General features: G+C 64.8%; 11 protein-coding genes and 4 pseudogenes. 12 read left to right on the plus strand and 3 right to left on the minus strand.

Annotated elements, in window-relative coordinates:
- Positions 1 to 2: 2 nt before the first annotated feature.
- Positions 3 to 899, minus strand: a complete 897-nt coding sequence (locus tag G6N36_RS29200) for an enoyl-CoA hydratase (RefSeq protein WP_163690258.1) — start codon at positions 897 to 899, stop codon at positions 3 to 5.
- A gap of 249 nt (positions 900 to 1148) precedes the next feature.
- Here G6N36_RS29200 and G6N36_RS29205 point away from each other — a divergent pair, with 249 nt between their 5' ends.
- The 6 genes and pseudogenes from G6N36_RS29205 to G6N36_RS29230 all read left to right on the plus strand — a co-directional run bounded on the left by G6N36_RS29205 (position 1149) and on the right by G6N36_RS29230 (position 8353).
- Complete coding sequence (locus G6N36_RS29205) at positions 1149 to 2258, plus strand: LLM class flavin-dependent oxidoreductase (protein WP_163690259.1); 1110 nt, start codon at positions 1149 to 1151, stop codon at positions 2256 to 2258.
- Positions 2259 to 2339: 81 nt separating this feature from the next.
- Positions 2340 to 4816: pseudogene (locus tag G6N36_RS29210) on the plus strand (FAD-binding oxidoreductase).
- 46 nt (positions 4817 to 4862) lie between these two features.
- Positions 4863 to 5918, plus strand: coding sequence for an alpha/beta fold hydrolase (locus tag G6N36_RS29215; protein ID WP_163690260.1), 1056 nt, complete (start codon positions 4863 to 4865; stop codon positions 5916 to 5918).
- A gap of 24 nt (positions 5919 to 5942) precedes the next feature.
- Positions 5943 to 6460: pseudogene (locus tag G6N36_RS29220) on the plus strand (flavin reductase family protein).
- Entirely contained in the window at positions 6457 to 7545 is a 1089-nt protein-coding gene (locus G6N36_RS29225) for a 3,4-dihydroxy-2-butanone-4-phosphate synthase (protein WP_163690261.1), read from the plus strand. Before G6N36_RS29220 ends, G6N36_RS29225 begins: the two are co-directional and overlap by 4 nt.
- Before the next feature lie 37 nt (positions 7546 to 7582).
- On the plus strand, positions 7583 to 8353 hold the full coding sequence (locus G6N36_RS29230; protein WP_163690262.1) for a glucose 1-dehydrogenase: 771 nt from the start codon (positions 7583 to 7585) through the stop codon (positions 8351 to 8353).
- On the opposite strand, the gene G6N36_RS29235 is transcribed toward G6N36_RS29230, so the two are convergent.
- On the minus strand, positions 8314 to 9543 hold the full coding sequence (locus tag G6N36_RS29235) for a TetR/AcrR family transcriptional regulator (protein WP_163690976.1): 1230 nt from the start codon (positions 9541 to 9543) through the stop codon (positions 8314 to 8316). The genes G6N36_RS29230 and G6N36_RS29235 overlap by 40 nt on opposite strands.
- Positions 9544 to 9665: 122 nt before the next feature.
- Positions 9666 to 9980: a limonene-1,2-epoxide hydrolase family protein gene (locus G6N36_RS29240; RefSeq protein WP_235690338.1), complete on the minus strand. Its 315-nt coding sequence runs from the start codon at positions 9978 to 9980 to the stop codon at positions 9666 to 9668.
- Between the two features lie 622 nt (positions 9981 to 10602).
- Between G6N36_RS29240 and G6N36_RS29245 the strand changes: the two genes are divergently transcribed.
- The 6 genes and pseudogenes from G6N36_RS29245 (at position 10603) to G6N36_RS29270 (ending at position 17313) form a co-directional block, all read left to right on the plus strand.
- A complete protein-coding gene (locus tag G6N36_RS29245) occupies positions 10603 to 11376 on the plus strand; it encodes an MlaE family ABC transporter permease (RefSeq protein ID WP_163690263.1) in 774 nt (257 codons plus the stop codon).
- A gap of 48 nt (positions 11377 to 11424) precedes the next feature.
- Complete coding sequence (locus tag G6N36_RS29250) at positions 11425 to 12240, plus strand: ABC transporter permease (protein WP_163690977.1); 816 nt, start codon at positions 11425 to 11427, stop codon at positions 12238 to 12240.
- A 2-nt stretch (positions 12241 to 12242) separates the two neighbouring features.
- Entirely contained in the window at positions 12243 to 13601 is a 1359-nt protein-coding gene (locus G6N36_RS29255; protein WP_407938936.1) for an MCE family protein, read from the plus strand.
- A 51-nt stretch (positions 13602 to 13652) separates the two neighbouring features.
- Positions 13653 to 14676, plus strand: a pseudogene (locus G6N36_RS29260) (virulence factor Mce family protein).
- Positions 14673 to 15988 (plus strand): annotated as a pseudogene (locus tag G6N36_RS29265) (MCE family protein). The pseudogenes G6N36_RS29260 and G6N36_RS29265 overlap by 4 nt, the downstream one beginning before the upstream one ends.
- An 11-nt stretch (positions 15989 to 15999) precedes the next feature.
- Entirely contained in the window at positions 16000 to 17313 is a 1314-nt protein-coding gene (locus G6N36_RS29270) for a virulence factor Mce family protein (protein WP_163690264.1), read from the plus strand.
- The last annotated feature ends 10 nt before the right edge of the window (positions 17314 to 17323 follow it).

Raw genomic sequence — 17323 nt, forward strand, 5'->3', positions numbered from 1 at the left:
GATCAGGGCCGCCGCTTGGCCGCGGGCAGGATCTCGGGTGCGATGCGCCAGTCCTCGAGTCCGTAGTCGACCGTCCCGTAGGACAACTCTCCGCCGGTCACCTCGCTCCAGTGCGCGTGATTGAGCTGATGGATTTTGAAGCAGGCATCGAGCGCCGTCGAGAAACCCATTGCGTCGACGGTCTGGTTCACCGATTCCTTGATCAGGAGGGCCGCGAGGGTCGGCAACTTGGCGATGCGGCGGGCGAATTCGACGGTGCGATCCGCCAGCTCGTCGTTGGGGAACACCTTGCTCACCATGCCGATGGCGTGGGCTTCGTCGGCGTCCAGCGAGTCGCCGGTGAGCAGCAGTTCCTTCGCCTTGCGGGGCCCGAACTCCCACGGGTGGCCGAAGTACTCGACCCCGCACATGCCGAGCCGGGTGCCGACGACGTCGGCGAAAACGGTGTCCTCACCGGCGACGATGAGGTCACAGCACCACGCCAGCATGAGTCCGGCCGACAGGACCATACCGTGGACCTCGGCGACAGTGATCTTGCGCAGATTGCGCCAGCGCTTGGTGTTCTCGAAGAAGTAGTGCCACTCCTGGCGGTTGCGTGACTCGACTCCGCCGTACGTTCCGCCGTTGCACTGGTAGGTGGGGTGCTGGTCGGGGCCTGGTGAGCGTTCCCGGACATCGTCGGTGGAGCCCAGGTCGTGACCGGCGGAGAACGACGTCCCCGCGGCGCGTAGCAGCACCACTCGCACCTCGTCGTTCGATTCGGCCAGCTCGAATGCGCAGCCCAGCTCGACGAGCATTCCGCGGTTCTGCGCGTTGCGCTGCTTGGGCCGATCGAGCGTGATGACGGCGATCTGCCCCCCGTCGATGACCTCGTATCCGATGTAGTCGAAATCCGACACGGATCACTCCCTTCTTTCGGTGCAGCGGGCCGCGCGGCCGCTCGATCGCGGTGACCAGGCGTTTGGGTGCTTGACCCTGGCGAGATTACGCGGCGCGACCGCAATATGTCCATAGCCAATACGCGTACTAAGAAACTTCAGAGACGTAAATCACGATGCAAACTGATGCTTGCGCTCAATGATGTATCTTGCTAGTACTGTGTTGTACATCGCAGTCGGCGGTACCGAAGCATCCCAGAAGGGTTGAAGATGGAGATCGGAATTTTCCTCATGCCGGCACACCCGCCGGAGCGAAGCCTGTTCGACGCCACGCAGTGGGATCTCGACATCATCGAGCTCGCCGATCAGCTGGGTTACGTGGAGGCGTGGGTGGGTGAGCACTTCACCGTGCCGTGGGAGCCGATCTGTGCGCCGGACCTGCTGCTGGCGCAGGCGCTGCAGCGCACGAAGAGGATCAAGCTCGCGCCGGGTGCGCACCTGTTGCCCTACCACCACCCGGTGGAATTGGCCCATCGCGTTGCATATTTCGACCATCTCGCACAGGGCAGGTTCATGCTCGGCGTCGGCGCCAGCGGCATCCCGGGGGACTGGGCCTTGTTCGACGTGGACGGCCACAACGGTGAGCATCGCGAGATGACACGTGAGGCGCTCGAGATCATGTTGCGCATCTGGACCGAGGACGGACCCTGGGAGCACCGCGGAAAATACTGGAACGCCAATGGGATTGCGCCGATGTACGACGGTCTGATGCGTCGCCACATCAAGCCGTTCCAATCGCCGCACCCGCCTATCGGTGTCACCGGCTTCAGCGCCGGCTCGGAAACCCTCAAACTCGCGGGCGAACGCGGCTACATACCGATGAGCCTCGATCTGAACACCGATTACGTGGCCACACACTGGGATGCCGTGCTCGAAGGGGCGGCCCGCAGCGGGCGTACTCCCGATCGCCGTGATTGGCGGCTGGTGCGCGAGGTCGTCGTGGCCGAGACGGACGAGAAGGCGTTTCGCTACGCCGTCGACGGCATGCTCGGCCGCAACATGCGCGAGTACGTGCTGCCGACCTTCAAGACGATGGGCATGACGAAGTTCTACAAGCACGACCCTGCGGTGCCCGATGCCGACGTCACCCCGGAGTACCTGGCCGAGAACACATTTGTGGTGGGTTCGGTCGAGACGGTCGTGGACAAACTGGAGGCCACGTATGACCAGGTCGGCGGTTTCGGCCACCTGCTCGTCCTCGGGTTCGACTACAGCGAGAACCCGGGACCGTGGAAAGAGTCGATGCGGTTACTCGCGGAGGAAGTCATGCCACGGCTGAACGCGCGTATCGCGAGAAAGCCGGCGGCCGCGGTCGTCTGACGTCGAGCACGGGCAGGAAGGGGCACAGGCGTGGAAGCTCATCAGATCACGGTCCGATATTCGGACGGCACGCAGAAGACGATGCCGGGACGGCCGGACCAGTCGATCCTCGATGCGGCGGAAGAGCACGGCGTCTCGATCGTCAACGAATGCCAGAGCGGCATCTGCGGGACGTGCGTCGCCACGTGCGCCTCCGGCGACTATCAGATGGGGCGCACCGAAGGCCTGTCGGACGTCGAGCGATCAGCGCGAAAAGTGTTGACGTGCCAGACGTTCGCCGATACCGATTGCGTCATCGATCTGCAGTATCCAGCCGATGACAACGCGGCGCGGCTGGTCACCGGACACGGAGTGGTGACCAGCGTGCAGCGGCTGTCGGGCACCACCGCGATTCTGCGGATCGATGCCTCGGGCATCGACGACGCGATCACGTTCAAGGCGGGCCAATTCGCGCAGCTGCAGGTGCCGGGAACCGATGCGTGGCGAAATTACTCCTTCGCACATCCCGACGACGGCCGCACCGAGCTGGAGTTCATCATCCGGTTGCTGCCCGACGGCGAGATGTCGAACTATGTCCGCGACCGCGCCAAACCGGGTGACCGAATCGCGTTGCGGTGCAGTAAGGGTGGCTTCTATCTGCGGCCGATCGTGCGGCCCGTCATCCTCGTTGCCGGCGGCACCGGGCTGTCGGCGATCCTGGCAATGGCTCAGAGCCTCGACAGTGACGTCGAGCAACCGGTGCACCTGCTGTATGGCGTGACTGCCGCCGAAGACCTCTGCAAGCAAGACGAACTCGACGAACTCACACGACGCATCCCCGGCCTCAAGCTGCACACGATCGTTTCCCGATCCGACTCCGGGTGGGACGGCCCGGTCGGGCTGGTCACCGATCTGCTTGACGAATCCATGCTGAGCCGCGATGGTCAGGCTGGCGATGCCGACGTCTACCTCTGCGGCCCTGCACCGATGGTCGAGGCGACGCGAAACTGGCTCGACAACAGAGGTATTCATCGCATCGGTCTGTATTATGAGAAGTTCGTGGCGAGTGGGGCTGCGCGTAGGCGTACCCCGGCGCGCTGGACCACGCCGAGGTCGACACGACGCGGGTGCGACGTGACGGTCGCGGCACCGCCGTTGTCATCGGCGGTAGCATCGCCGGTATCGCGGCGGCCAAGGTGCTGACCGAGACGTTCGAGCGGGTGATCGTGCTGGAGAAGGACGGCCGTCACTCCCGCCGCGAGGGCCGGCCCGGCGCGGCCCAAGGCTGGCACCTACACCATCTGCTCACCGCGGGACAGATCGAGCTGGAACGGATTTTCCCGGGCATCGTCGATGACATGGTCGCCGAGGGTGCTTTCAAGGTCGACATGGCCGACCAATACCGCATCCGACTCGGCGGCACCTGGAAGAAGCCCGGCACCAGTGACATTCAGATCGTGTGCGCCGGGCGCCCGCTGCTCGAATGGTGTGTGCGGCGTCGGCTCGACGACGAACCCCGCATCGAGTTCCGTTACGAGGCCGAGGTCGGTGACCTCGTCTACGACCGCGACGCCAATTGCGTCATCGGTGTCGCGGTGGACCGTGACGGCGTACTGGATGTGGTGCCGGCCGAGTTCGTCGTCGACGCTTCGGGGAAGAACACGCGCATACCGGAATTCCTGGAGCACATGGGGATCGGCGCCCCCGAGGTCGAGCAGGACATCATCAACTGCTTCTACTCCACCATGCAGCACCACGTCCCGCCGGAGCGGCAGTGGGACGACAAGGTGATGGTGATCTGCTACGCGTACCGCCCTTACGAGGACACCTACGCCGCGCAGTACTACACGGACAGCTCACGCACCATTTTGTCCACGTCTCTTGTCGCCTACAACTGTTACTCGCCACCACGTACCGCGCGTGAGTTCCGCGAGTTCGCCGACCTGATGCCCTCACCGGTCGTAGGTGAGAACATCGACGGGCTGGAGCCCGCGTCGCCGATCTACAACTTCCGCTACCCCAACATGCTGCGGTTGCGGTATGAGAAGATGCGCAACCTCCCGCGTGCCCTGCTGGTGGTCGGCGATGCCTACACCAGCGCCGACCCCGTATCGGGGCTGGGAATGAGTCTGGCGCTCAAGGAAGTCCGCGAGATGCAACTGTTGCTCGCCAAATACGGCGCGGGACATCACGAGCTGCCGCGCCGCTACTACCGCAAGATCAGCAAGATGGCTGATACGGCCTGGTTCGTGATACGCGAGCAGAACCTGCGCTTCGACTGGATCAAAGGCGTGCGTGACAAGCGCCCGTTCTATTTCGGTGCGCTCACGTGGTACATGGACCGTGTCCTCGAGCTGGTGCACGATGACCTCGATACCTATCGCGAGTTCCTCGCGGTCGTGCACCTCGTCAAGCCGCCCGCGGCCCTGATGATGCCGAAGGTCGCAGGCCGTGTGCTCGGCAAATGGGCGCGCACGAGATTGTCCGGGCAGCAGACGCTGATCGCCCGCAACTACTCCGACCGGACCGTGCCCGTCGCCGATCGGCTGGACCGTCCCGAGGAAATCGCCGTCGGGTAGGCCGTGACGTCCACACACTGAACGACAACAAGGAGAGGCGACTCGAATGCCGCAGAATCATCGGATGCTCGACTGCCGGGGCACCAGGATCCACGCCGTGGAAGAGGGTGAGGGTCCGTTGGTGGTGCTGGTCCACGGATTTCCGGAGTCGTGGTACTCGTGGCGCCATCAGATACCCGCGCTCGCGGCTGCCGGGTACCGGGTGGTGGCGATCGATCAGCGAGGCTACGGGCAATCGTCGAAGTTCCGCGTGCAGTCCGCCTATCGCATCAAAGAACTCGTCGGCGACATCCTCGGCGTGATCGATGCGTACGGCGAGAAGCAGGCGATCGTGGTCGGACACGACTGGGGCGCCCCGGTCGCGTGGACGTTCGCCTGGCTGCACCCAGACAGATGTGCCGGAGTTGCCGGGCTCAGTTGCCCCTTCGCCGGACGTGGTGTTATCGCCCTGCCGGGCAGTCCTTTCGGAGAGCAACGCCCGAACGATTATCACCTGGAGATCGCCGGGCCGGGCAGGGTGTGGTACCAGGATTACTTCTCAGCGCAGGACGGCATCATCGCCGAGATCGAAGAGGACCTGCGCACCTGGCTCCTCGGACTCACGTACACGGTGTCCGGCGATGCCGTGAGCGCCGCCACGCGTGCCGCCGAGGCGGAAGGGATCGATCTGGCGGCCATGGATCCGCTCGACGTGATCCGCGCCGGCCCGTTGTGCATGCCCGAGGGGGCGCGCCTCAAGGACGCCTTCGTGTATCCGGAGAAGATGCCGGACTGGTTCACCGATGAGGATCTCGATTTCTACACAAGCGAATTCGAGCGTTCCGGCTTCGGCGGGCCGCTGAGCTTCTATCACAACATCGACAACGACTGGCACGACCTGGCCGACCAGGCCGGCAAGCCACTCACCCCGCCCGCTGTCTTCATCGGTGGGCAGTACGACGTCGGCACCACATGGGGAGCCGAGGCGACCGAACGGGCCGGGGAAATGATGCCGAACTACTGCGGCACCCACATGGTGGCCGAGGTCGGACACTGGATCCAGCAGGAAGAGCCCAAGGAGATCAACCGGCTGCTGCTCGACTTCCTGCACGGGCTGCGCTAACGGCACGGCAACGGACGAAAAGACATGCATCCCGTCCACTCGCGCCACCTCGACGACTCGACACTGCGTCGCGTCTTCGGATGTTTCCCGTCCGGGTGATCGCCGTCTGCGCGAGCATCGACGGTGAGCCGGTCGGCATGGCGGCCAGCTCGTTCACCACGGTTTCGGTGGACCCGCCGCTGGTGTCGATTTGCGTGCAGAACACCTCGACCACATGGCCGAGGTTGCGCGAGCGCGAGCGGCTTGGGGTCAGTGTGCTGGCCGAGCACCACAGTGACGCCTGCCTTTCGCTGTCACGCAAGGTCGGGGACCGGTTCGCCGGGGTGCGCTGGACGGAATTGTCCAAGGGGGCGGTGTTCGTTCACGGGGCCACGGCGTGGCTGGATTGCCGCCTGCACTCCGAGCTCCCTGCGGGCGACCACACCATCGCGTTGCTGGAAATCTGCGAACTCAGCGCCGATCCGGACACCCCACCACTTGTTTTTCACGGCAGCCGGTTTCGCCGGCTCGCCGTCACGGCAACAGCGGGGGAGCGCGGATGAGAACCGCAGATGTACGGGTGAGGCGCGCGATCGCGGCCATCGGCGCGGGCCGTCATGTCGTGGTGACAGACGATGCCGCGCAGGGCTTCCTCGTCTTCGCCGCCGAGAGCGCGACCTCCACACTGCTCGCCTTCACCGTCAGACACACCTCCGGCTACGTCCGAGTTGCACTGCCGGGCATCGAGTGCGATCGGCTCGACCTGCCGCCGGTGTGCAGCGGCGACCTCCTCCGCACCACGCAACGTGTCGCCGTCGATTGGGGCGGGGTCGGCACCGGCATCTCGGCGACCGACCGCGCCGCGACCATCGTGGCGCTCGCCGCGCAGGCGTCGTCACCCTCGGATTTCCGACGTCCCGGCCACGTCGTGCCCGTCCTGGCCGATGCGGACGGCGTGTTGGCAGAACCGGGAGTCGCGGAGGCGGCCGTGGACCTCGCCCGGCTTGCGGGCCGGCGACCCGCCGGTGTCCTCTGCGAGATCGTCTCGGGCGAACGCGTCGGGGCGATCGCCGACGAGGCCGAGTCGATCGAGTTCGCCGAACGGCACGGGCTCGGAGTGATCTCCATCGCCGATCTCGCACAGTTCCGGCGGCGCACCGAACCGCAAGTCGTCCGGTCGGCCGAAACCCTGCTGCCCCTTGGTGCAGGGACGTCGCGCGTCATCGGTTTTCGTGACACCCACGGCGGCGGCGAACATCTCGTGGCGATCATCGGCACCGCCGATTCGGATCGCCCGATGCCGCTGCACGTTCACGTCGAATGTCTGACCGGAGACGTGTTCGGATCGTTGGGTTGTCGCTGCGGTGATGACCTCCATCGCGCGGTGACGACGATGACAGCTCGAGGCAGCGGCATGATCGTGTACCTGCGCCCGCCGGGTCCGGTGGACGCGTGCGGCCTGTCGACCCGCGCCGCGTTGGGTGCGGAGCGGGTTTCGCAGATCGTGGCATGGATACTGCGCGATCTGGGCGTGCATTCGGTCCGGCTGTCCGATGATGCTCCGGGGTTCGGCCTGGTGATGTTCGGGGCGATCCGCGAACACGGTTTGGTCGCCGCGCAGCGCAGGGTTCTTGCGGTCGCGGGGTGAGAATCGTTATGGCTCAAACACACTCACGAGGAGTCACATGACGCATCCGGACCTTGCGGGCAAGGCCGCCATTGTCACCGGCGCGGGCGCCGGCATCGGTCTCGCGATCGCAGCGCGCCTCGCCGACGAGGGCGCTCACGTACTGTGCGCGGATATCGACGGCGCCGCGGCCGACGCGGCGGCGATGAAAATCGGCGGCGGCGCGGTCGGTTTCCGGGCCGACGTCAGCGACGAGGAACAGGTGATCGGGATGGTCGAGGCCTGTACCACCGAGTTCGGCGGCGTCGACAAACTCGTCGCGAACGCCGGAATCGTGCATTTCTCGCCGCTGACCGAAACGACCGTCGAGGACTTCGACCGGGTCATCAAGATCAACCTGCGCGGCGCGTGGTTGTGCACCAAACATGCCGCACCGAAGATGATCGAGCGCGGTGGCGGAGCGATCGTCAACATGTCGTCGCTGGCGGGTCAGGTCGCGGCGGCCGGCTCGGCGGCGTACGGCATGTCCAAGGCGGGGATCATCCATCTCAGCCGCGTGACCGCCGCCGAATTACGCTCGGCCAACGTGCGTTCCAATGCGGTGTTGCCCGCGTTCGTCGACACACCGATGCAGCAGACCGCGATGGCGACGTTCGACGAGGTGCTGGGCGCTGGGGGCGCGGACAACATGATCGCCCGACTGCAGGGCCGCATGGCCGGACCAGAGGAAATCGCCGGAGTCGTCGCCTTCCTGCTGTCCGACGACGCGTCGATGGTGAACGGGACAGCTCAGATCGCAGATGGCGGAACCATTTCCGCGCTCTGGTGACCGCGGCTGGTCAGGATCGACAACACGATCGCGGTGATCTCTTCCGCCACGCCCGAATACCGGGTCAGGTGCCACGTGCGCACGGTGTCGTCGATGAAGCTGATGGCCGCGGCGACGAGGAGTCGAGCCTGCGCAGCCGTGGTTTCGGGCATCAGGCTGCAGATGAGGTCGATCCATACCGATTCGCGGTCGGCCTGGTTGCGCGTGTATGTCTCGCGGACTTCGTCCGATGCGTGGGAAAGTTCGGTGATCGACACCGACACCAGGTCGGGATCGTCGAGGCTGATGCGCACCCGTCCGGCGACCAGCATGCGCAGACAGGCCGCCGTGTCTTCGTCGCCGCGCAACGCGCGAATGGTTTCCAGGCTCCACCAGTCGTCCAGACGCCGAATGAGGGCGTCGAGGATGGCCTGCTTGGACGAAAACGTGCGATACAAGCCGGGACCCGCAATGCCGGCGCCCTTGCCGATCTCACTGGTGCTGACGGCCGGATAGCCCTGAGCGCGGAAGAGACGCGCACCGGTGGCCAGCAGGGTTTCGTGCCGGGAGAACAATGCGCGCCCGTCTTCGGGCGTCGGGTCGAGAGGCTTCAGCGCGCTGACGACAGGAGTCCGTGCAGCCGCCATGCAGGCCCGGTTCAGCAGTTCGGACAGCTCATCTCCCGGCAGGCTCAGGTTGTGTCTACCCAGGCTGGTGATGGTGCTGGACACCGCCCAGGCGCGCAGTTCGAGATGCTGGGGGCTGAGCCCGGTCACTTCGAGCCGCACACTGTCGCGAATGCCGGCCACGATGGCGTTGATGCGACGGCGCACCTCGGACCGCTCGACGTCGTCGAGGTAGCGGGCCTCGCGCTGCCACAGCACCGTCAAAGACCGCGATGCGACGGCGGCCGCCGTCAGGTCGGGTAGTTCGACGCTCAACGGCCGCGGCGCCGACGCTGTCTCGCCCTCGGAGAGCTGCCGGGCGCTCTGATACTGCTCCTGGCCGGTGCGGATAGCGGCAGCGAGCAGGGCCTGCTTGTTGTCGTAGTGCCGATAGACGGCGCGGGCGGTGACACCCGCCGCCTCGGCGATGTCCTCCAGCTTGACCGAGTGAAAGCCACGTTCGATGAACAGCCGAACGGCCTGCTCCAGGATCTGCTGCTTCCGATCCTTGGGCCTGCGCTTGACGGTTGAAACCGCGGTCTCCACCGCCCGCCGCCCCTTCTTGCTTTCTCGAACCACCAAATCCTGCCAGACGCCTCTGCTTTGCGGCGGAGGTGACCTGCGGCAGAGGGCTGGACGAGTCGCTGACCATGTCGGTTGCTGCGGACCTACAGCTTGAATCCGCTCTGGCGCTCGAAGTCGGCAAGGTCGAAATAGTCGGTGAAGCGGGTGATTTCGCCGTTCTTGACGACGAAGACGCCGGTGACGGGCAGTTCGACCTTGCGGCCGTCGTTCATGGTGAAGTAGTCGATTCGTTCGGCGAGCACAAGGCCCGGTTCGGCCGCCAGCGTCACGACGTCGAGCTTGGCGTACGAGAACGCGTCGAGGAAGGCGCGGAAGATCGCCCGGATACCGTCGATGCCCTCGATCGGCTTCACCGGCGTGTTGTGGTAAACGGCGTCGGCGGCGAAAGCACCACAGATCGTTTCAAGATCACGGCCCTCCCAGGAGTCCGAAGTCGCGGACGAGCTTCTCGCTGGCCTCTTTGGTATCGGTCATCAGGTTGCCTCCTCGGGTATCACTGCGCGAGGTGGCCTCCACGCCCACCATCTCCAGTGTGACATACAGAACAGTACTATCAAGATACATGTATGAGCACAAGTCGCAGTTGTAATCGTTTTTTGTGTATATCTCGCTCTCTATTTAGCGTATTGACTATGGACATAAGCGAGGTCGGCCGCGTACCCTCTCCGTTGTCACCGCCCAACTTCGACCTGTCGGGATGGCCAACATGAGCAGCTCCACTCGTCGCCGCGGCGCCGAACCCATGCGCGTCGCGCGGGTGCTGCCAGTCGTTGCCGCAGTGGCCGCGCGGACACCACAGCAAACTTCGCTGACCGTCGTCTACAGCGGCTCATGCCTCGTAAGGGAGAGACTTATACCTCTTTTTGGAAGCAGCAATCCGGCCGCAGGGGTCGATAGCGTTCCGTCTATGCCCTCCATCGATGGCGATTTCCCGCAAACGCACAGGGCGCCGGTGGTCGAAGCCTCGACCGGTTGTTCGCAGGATCGCCGCCTCCCGGCAGCCGCGCGGTTGGGCCCAGCATGGTGATCTCCGCGCAAACGGCGACCAGGCCCGTGCGTGCGGTCGGCGGGTTCTTGGCCATGTCGTTGGACACCTTGGTGTTGATGTTCAAGCCGCCGTTCGCGTGGCGTGAGTATTTGGCTCAGTGCTGGTTCGTGGCAAGGGTTTCGACGCTGCCCGCGATACTGATGACTATCCCGTGGGCGGTGATCTCGGGGTTTCTTTTCAACGTCTTGCTGGCCGATATCGGCGCGGCGGATTTTTCCGGCACCGGCGCTGCGATCTTCACGGTGTCTCAGAGCGGTCCGATCGTGACGGTGTTGGTGGTGGCGGGTGCGGGTGCCACGGCGATGTGCGCCGATCTGGGTGCGCGAACGATTCGCGAGGAACTCGATGCGCTGCGGGTGATGGGTATCAACCCGATTCAGGCGCTGGTCGTCCCGCGCGTGCTGGCGGCTACGACCGTGTCACTGGCGCTGAGCTCAGTGGTGATCATGACGGGTCTGGTCGGGGCGTTCGTTTGCTCGGTGTATCTCATGGACGTTTCGGCGGGCGCCTGGGTGGCGGGGTTGACCACGCTGACCCATATGGCCGACGTCGTCATCTCGATGGTCAAGGCGACCCTGTTCGGATTGATGGCGGGCTTGATCGCTTGCTACCAAGGCATTTCGGTCGATGGTGGTTCCGCCGGTGTCGGCAGGGCGGTGAACGAAACGGTGGTGTTCGCCTTCCTGGTGTTGTTCTTGATCAACATCATCGTCACCGCTGTCGGCGTCCCCTTCATGGTGTCCTGAGGTGGAGCCGTGACGTCGAGTGTTCCGAGCGGACTTCATCCCCGCTTACTGCGGGCGAGGAATGCGGTGGTGGGCGGGTGGGACCAGATTGGTTCGCAGACAAGGTTTTACGCCACCACGCTGGCGGGCATTCCGGATGCCGTCGTCAACTACCGTGGCGAGTTGTTGCGAGTGATCGCACAGATGGGATTGGGTAGCGGGGCGCTCGCGGTGATCGGCGGGACGGTGGTGATCGTGGCGTTCTTGACGATGACGACGGGTGCGATCGTCGCGGTGCAGGGATACAACCAGTTGGCGTCGGTGGGTGTGGAGGCGCTCACGGGCTTCGCATCGGCGTTTTTCAATACCCGCGAGATTCAGCCGGGCACGGTGATGGTGGCGTTGGCCGCCACCGTCGGCGCCGGCAGTACCGCTCAGCTCGGGGCGATGCGAATCAACGAGGAGATCGACGCGCTCGAGGCCATCGGTATCCGCAGTGTGAGCTACTTGGCCTCCACCCGGGTGGTGGCCGGAGTGATTGTGGCGATCCCGTTGTTCTGCATCGGGCTGATGACGGCTTTCTGGGCCGCTCGTGTCGGCACCACCGCTGTGTATGGGCAGGGGTCAGGTGTCTACGACCATTACTTCTATACGTATCTGAGTCCATCCGACGTCTTGTGGTCGTTGGCCGAGGTGGCCGCGGTCGCGTTGATGATCATGCTGCTGTGTACCTATTACGGCTATACCGCGCGTGGAGGGCCCGCAGGCGTAGGTGAGGCCGTGGGCCGAGCGGTGCGTGCCTCGATGGTCGTCGCATCGGTCCTGATCGTGATCATGACGCTGGCCATCTACGGCCAGTCCGGCGATTTCCATTTGGCCGGCTAGGCATGAAGCGCAGGGCTGGGACATACCGCATCGCCACCGGGTGGTGGACGCTGATCTTGTTGACGGCAATCGTTCTGTTTCTTTCCGCGGCGGCGGCATCGTTCGGGGAAACGTTCAGATCGTATGTGCCCGTGACACTTTCATCTGATCGAGCGGGTTTGGTGATGGAGACCAACGCAGATGTCATGATGCGTGGTGTCCAAGTCGGCAGGGTCAGCGAGATCGGCGGTGGTGGTGATCGAGCCAGCTTGAGGCTGGAGATCGACCCCGACCAGATCCGCTACATCCCGGCGAACGTGAACGCTCAGATCAGTGCCACAACCGCGTTCGGCACCAAGTTCGTCGAGCTGGTGTATCCGCCGGATCCGAGCCCCAAGCGGCTGGCCGCCGGCGCCGTGCTGCAATCCAAGAACGTCAGCACTGAGATCAACACGGTCTTCGAGAACGTCGTCGAGCTGCTCAAGATGATTGACCCGCTGAAGCTGAACGCCGTGCTGACCGCAGTCGCCGATGGCGTGCGCGGACAGGGCCAGCGGATGGGTCAGGCCACCACGGACCTCAATGAGGTCCTACTGGCATTGAACGCGCGCGCCGAAACCATGCGAGAGAACTGGCGCTCGCTCAAGAACGTCGCTGACACGTATGACGCGGCAGCCGATGACATCGTGTCCATCCTGGATGCCGTCAGCACCACCAGCACGACGATCACCGACCAGGCGAGCGCTCTAGATGGCTTGTTGTTGAACGTCATCGGGCTGTCGACGGCAGGCACGAACCTGCTTGCCACGAGTAAGGACGGTCTCGTCGAGGCGGTCAACACCCTCGAGCCGACGACGAACCTGCTGCTGCAGCACAGCCCCGTGTACGCGTGCTTTCTGAAGGGGGCCACGTGGTATCTCGACAACGGCGGCTATGCGGCGTGGGGCGGCGATGGCCGCACCCTTCAGCTCGACGTCGCCTTGTTGCTGGGAAACGATCCCTACGCCTACCCGAACAATCTGCCGATAGTGGCCGCCAAGGGCGGACCCGGCGGTGCGCCGGGGTGCGGCTCGCTTCCGGATGCGACAAAGAACTTCCCGGTGCGCCAGCTGATCACCAACACCGGCTGGGGGACCGGCCTGGATGTTCGGCCCAACCCCGGCATCGGACATCCGTGCTGGGCGAACTACTTCCCGACGACCCGTGCCGTGCCGGAGCCACCGAGCATTCGTCAGTGCCTGCCAGGCCCGGCGATCGGGCCGGTTCCATACCGGGGCGCCACCATACGGCGCGCCGCTGTACGGGCCGGGCGGAGTGCCGCTATGGCCGGGCGTCCCCGGCGGCCCCGGCACCACTCGACGACAACGGGCAGGGCCCCGTGATCGCGCTGGTCATCGTCACCGCCGACGATCCGCACAAGGAGGAGAGCCTCCGTGGCTGACTTCAGGGGCACCATCTGGCGCCTGGGCGTTTTCCTGGCTGTCTGCGCGTTCGTCGCATTCCTGACGCTGACGATCTTCGGACAGTTTCGCTTCGGCGCGGGCAACAGCTACTACGCCGAGTTCAGCAACGTGTCCAACCTGAGGAACGGCACGATAGTGCGGATCGCGGGCGTCGAGGTCGGCAAGGTGGAAAACATCTCCATCAACCCGGATGCAACTGTGCGCGTGCAGTTTTCACCGACAAGTCCGTCGTGCTCACGCAGGGCAGCAGGGCGGTGATCCGATATGACAATCTGTTCGGCGACCGGTATCTGGCCCTGGAGGAAGGCACCGGCGGACTCAAGACGCTGAGTCCCGGACAGACCATCCCACTGACTCACACGCAACCCGCGCTGGATCTGGACTCGGTGATCGGTGGCTTCAAGCCGCTGTTTCGGGCGCTGGACCCGCAGCAGGTCAACGACCTGACTCAGCAGTTGATCGAGGCGTTTGAGGGTCAGGGCCCCGCGATCGGGTCTTTCCTGCAGCAGGCCGCGGTGGTCACCAACACGTTGGCCGACCGCGATCTGCTGATCGGGCAGGTCATCGACAACCTCAACGTGGTGCTGGGGTCGTTGGCGGGCAGAGCGAGCGGCTGGACAAAGCCGTGACATCACTCTCGGAGCTGATCGGCGGGCTGGCCGAACGCAGGACCGACATCTCCAACGCGGTGGCCTACACAAACGCCGCCACCGGTTCGCTCGCCGACCTGTTGACCCAAGCCCGGGCGCCGTTCAAAGAGGTGGTCGCGCAGACCGATCGGGTGGCGGGCATCGCCGTGGCTGACCATGAATATCTCGACAATCTGCTCAACACGCTGCCGGACAGATACCAGGCCCTCGTGCGGCAGGGGATGTACGGCGACTACTTCAGTTTCTACCTGTGCGATGTCGTGCTCAAGCTCAACGGCAAAGGGGGCCAGCCGGTGTACGTCAAGGTGGCCGGCCAGAGCACGGGGCGGTGCGCGCCCAAATGAAGTCATTCTCCGAACGCAGCCCTTGGTCATCGGCACCGTCGGCGTCGCGACCGTTGCCGTGATGGGGCTGGCCGCGTTGCAGTACCAAAACCTGCCCTTCCTCAACTCGGGTAGGGAGTACTCGGCGTACTTCGCCGACGCCGGCGGGCTGAACACCGGTGCAGGCGTGGAGGTTTCCGGGTTCGTGGTGGGCAACGTCTCGGGCATCGAACTCGACGAAACGGGCGTGCTCGTCACGTTCAAGATCGACACCGATGTGCGGCTGGGAGACCGCACCGAGGCCGCGATCAAGACCAAGAGCCTGTTGGGCGCCAAGATCGTCGATGTGACACCGCGCGGGAGCGGTCAGCTCGACGGCGCCATTCCGCTCGACCGTACGGTTTCGCCCTACCAGCTGCCCGATGCCCTCGGTGACCTGGCCACCACGATCAGCGGCGTGAACACCGACCAGCTCTCGAAATCGCTGGCCACCTTGGCCCAGACCTTTTCGGGCACACCGGCGGATCTGAAGGATGCGGTGGCGGGCGTGGCGCGGTTCGCACAAGTGCTCGACACACGCGATGCCGAACTGCGCAGGCTGCTGGACAACGCGGCCCAAGTGACGGGGGTGCTGGCCAAACGCACCGACAACATCGTGAGTCTGGTGAAAGACACCAATGCACTACTGGCGGCGCTGAAGACGCAAAGCGCGGCATTGGACCAGATCTGGGCGAACATCTCGGCGGTGTCGCGACAGCTGCACGCGTTCATCGCCGAGAACCGTCAGCAGCTGCGGCCGGCGTTGGAAAAGCTCAACGGAGTGTTGGCGATCGTCGATGACCGCAAGGAGCGTGTGGCGCAGTCCATCAAACTGATCAACACCTACGTCATGTCTCTCGGTGAATCGCTTTCCTCCGGCCCGTTCTTCAAAGCCTATGTGGTCAACCTCTTTCCGGGTCAGTTCGTGCAACCGTTCGTCGACGCGGCGTTCTCGGATCTGGGGTTGGATCCGGCGACGCTACTGCCCTCACAGCTGACGGACCCGCAGACCGGCCAACCGGGGACGCCCGCGTTGCCGGTGCCCTTCCCGCGGACCGGTCAGGGTGGGGAACCGAGATTGCATCTCCCCGACGCGATCACCGGCAATCCCGGGGACCCGCGCTACCCCTACCGCGAACCGCCCCCGCCACCACCGCCCGGCGGCCCGCCACCCGGACCCCCCGCGCTGCCGCCGCCCGCGATGGCCTCGGTACCCGAGCCGACTCCAGCGCCGGTCTACGTGCCGGCGCCGGGCGAGGCGCCGCCCCTCCAACAACCGGGAGTAAGGCCATGATTCCGGCTGCCATGAGGTCACCACGTACCGCGAGGCTCGTCTTGGCGGTGGTGCTTGTGCTGGTGATGGGTGCGGGCCTGATCGTCGCGGCACGCATGCCCGCGCAGATCGCCCGGACGGTGGTGGTCGCCTACTTCGAGAACAGCACAGGGGTGTTCGCCGGCGACCACGTGCTCGTTCGCGGCGTTTCCGTCGGCAAGATCGAGTCGATCGAGCCGCAACCCGAGCGGGCCAAGGTCACATTCTGGTTCGACGGCAGGTACAAGGTTCCTGCCGATGCCAAGGCCGTGATCCTGTCACCGCAGCTGGTGACCGGCCGCACCATCCAGCTCACGCCGCCGTACACCGGTGGACCGACGATGGCCGACGGCGCGGTGATTCCCGAGGACCGCACTGCGGTGCCCGTCGAATGGGACGACCTACGCGCGCAACTCGAGAGGCTGACCGACCTGCTCAAGCCCACCGGGCCCGACGGTGTGAGTACGTTGGGCGCACTCATCAACACGGCCGCCGACAACCTGCGCGGCCAGGGCCCCACGATCCGCGACACCATCATCAAACTGTCGCAAGCGGTTTCGATCCTTGGTGACCACAGCAACGACATCTTCGCCACGTTCAAGAACCTCTCGACGCTGGTATCTGCGCTGAGCGACAGCGCCGATCTGCTCGAATCGCTCAACCGCAACCTCGCGGAGGTGACGTCACTGCTGGCCGACGATCCGAACAAAGTCGGTCAGGCGGTCGAGGATCTCAACGCGGTCGTGGCCGACGTGCAGGACTTCGCCGCCGACAACACGGAGGCGATCGGTACGGCATCGGACAAGATGACCTCGATCACGCGCGTGCTGGTTGAGAGCCTCGACGACATCAAACAAACGCTGCACATCGCCCCGACGGTGTTGCAGAACTACAACAACATCTACGAGCCGGCCAACGGTTCGTTGACCGGCGCCCTGGCCATCAACAACTTCGCGAACCCGATCTCGTTCCTGTGCGGTGCAATTCAGTCCGCATCCCGCCGCGGTGGTGAGCAATCGGCGAAGCTGTGTGCGCAGTATTTGGCGCCCATCGTGAAGAACCGTCAATACAACTTCCCGCCGTTGGGAGAGAACCTGTTCGTCGGCGCGCAGACCCGGCCCAACGAAGTGACCTACAGCGAGCCCTGGCTGCGGCCCGACTACGTGCCGCCGGCCGTCGATCCGCCGCCGGGCGTCCCCTTGGCCGCCGAAGCGTCGGCGCCCGACCCAGCAATGACCGCGCCGCTCGCCACGGACCCCACCCACGGTCTAAGGGGCCTGATGGTGCCTCCAGGAGGTGGCCCGTGACTCGGCGACG

Source organism: Mycolicibacterium gadium (assembly GCF_010728925.1).
Classification (GTDB): Bacteria; Actinomycetota; Actinomycetes; order Mycobacteriales; family Mycobacteriaceae; genus Mycobacterium; species Mycobacterium gadium.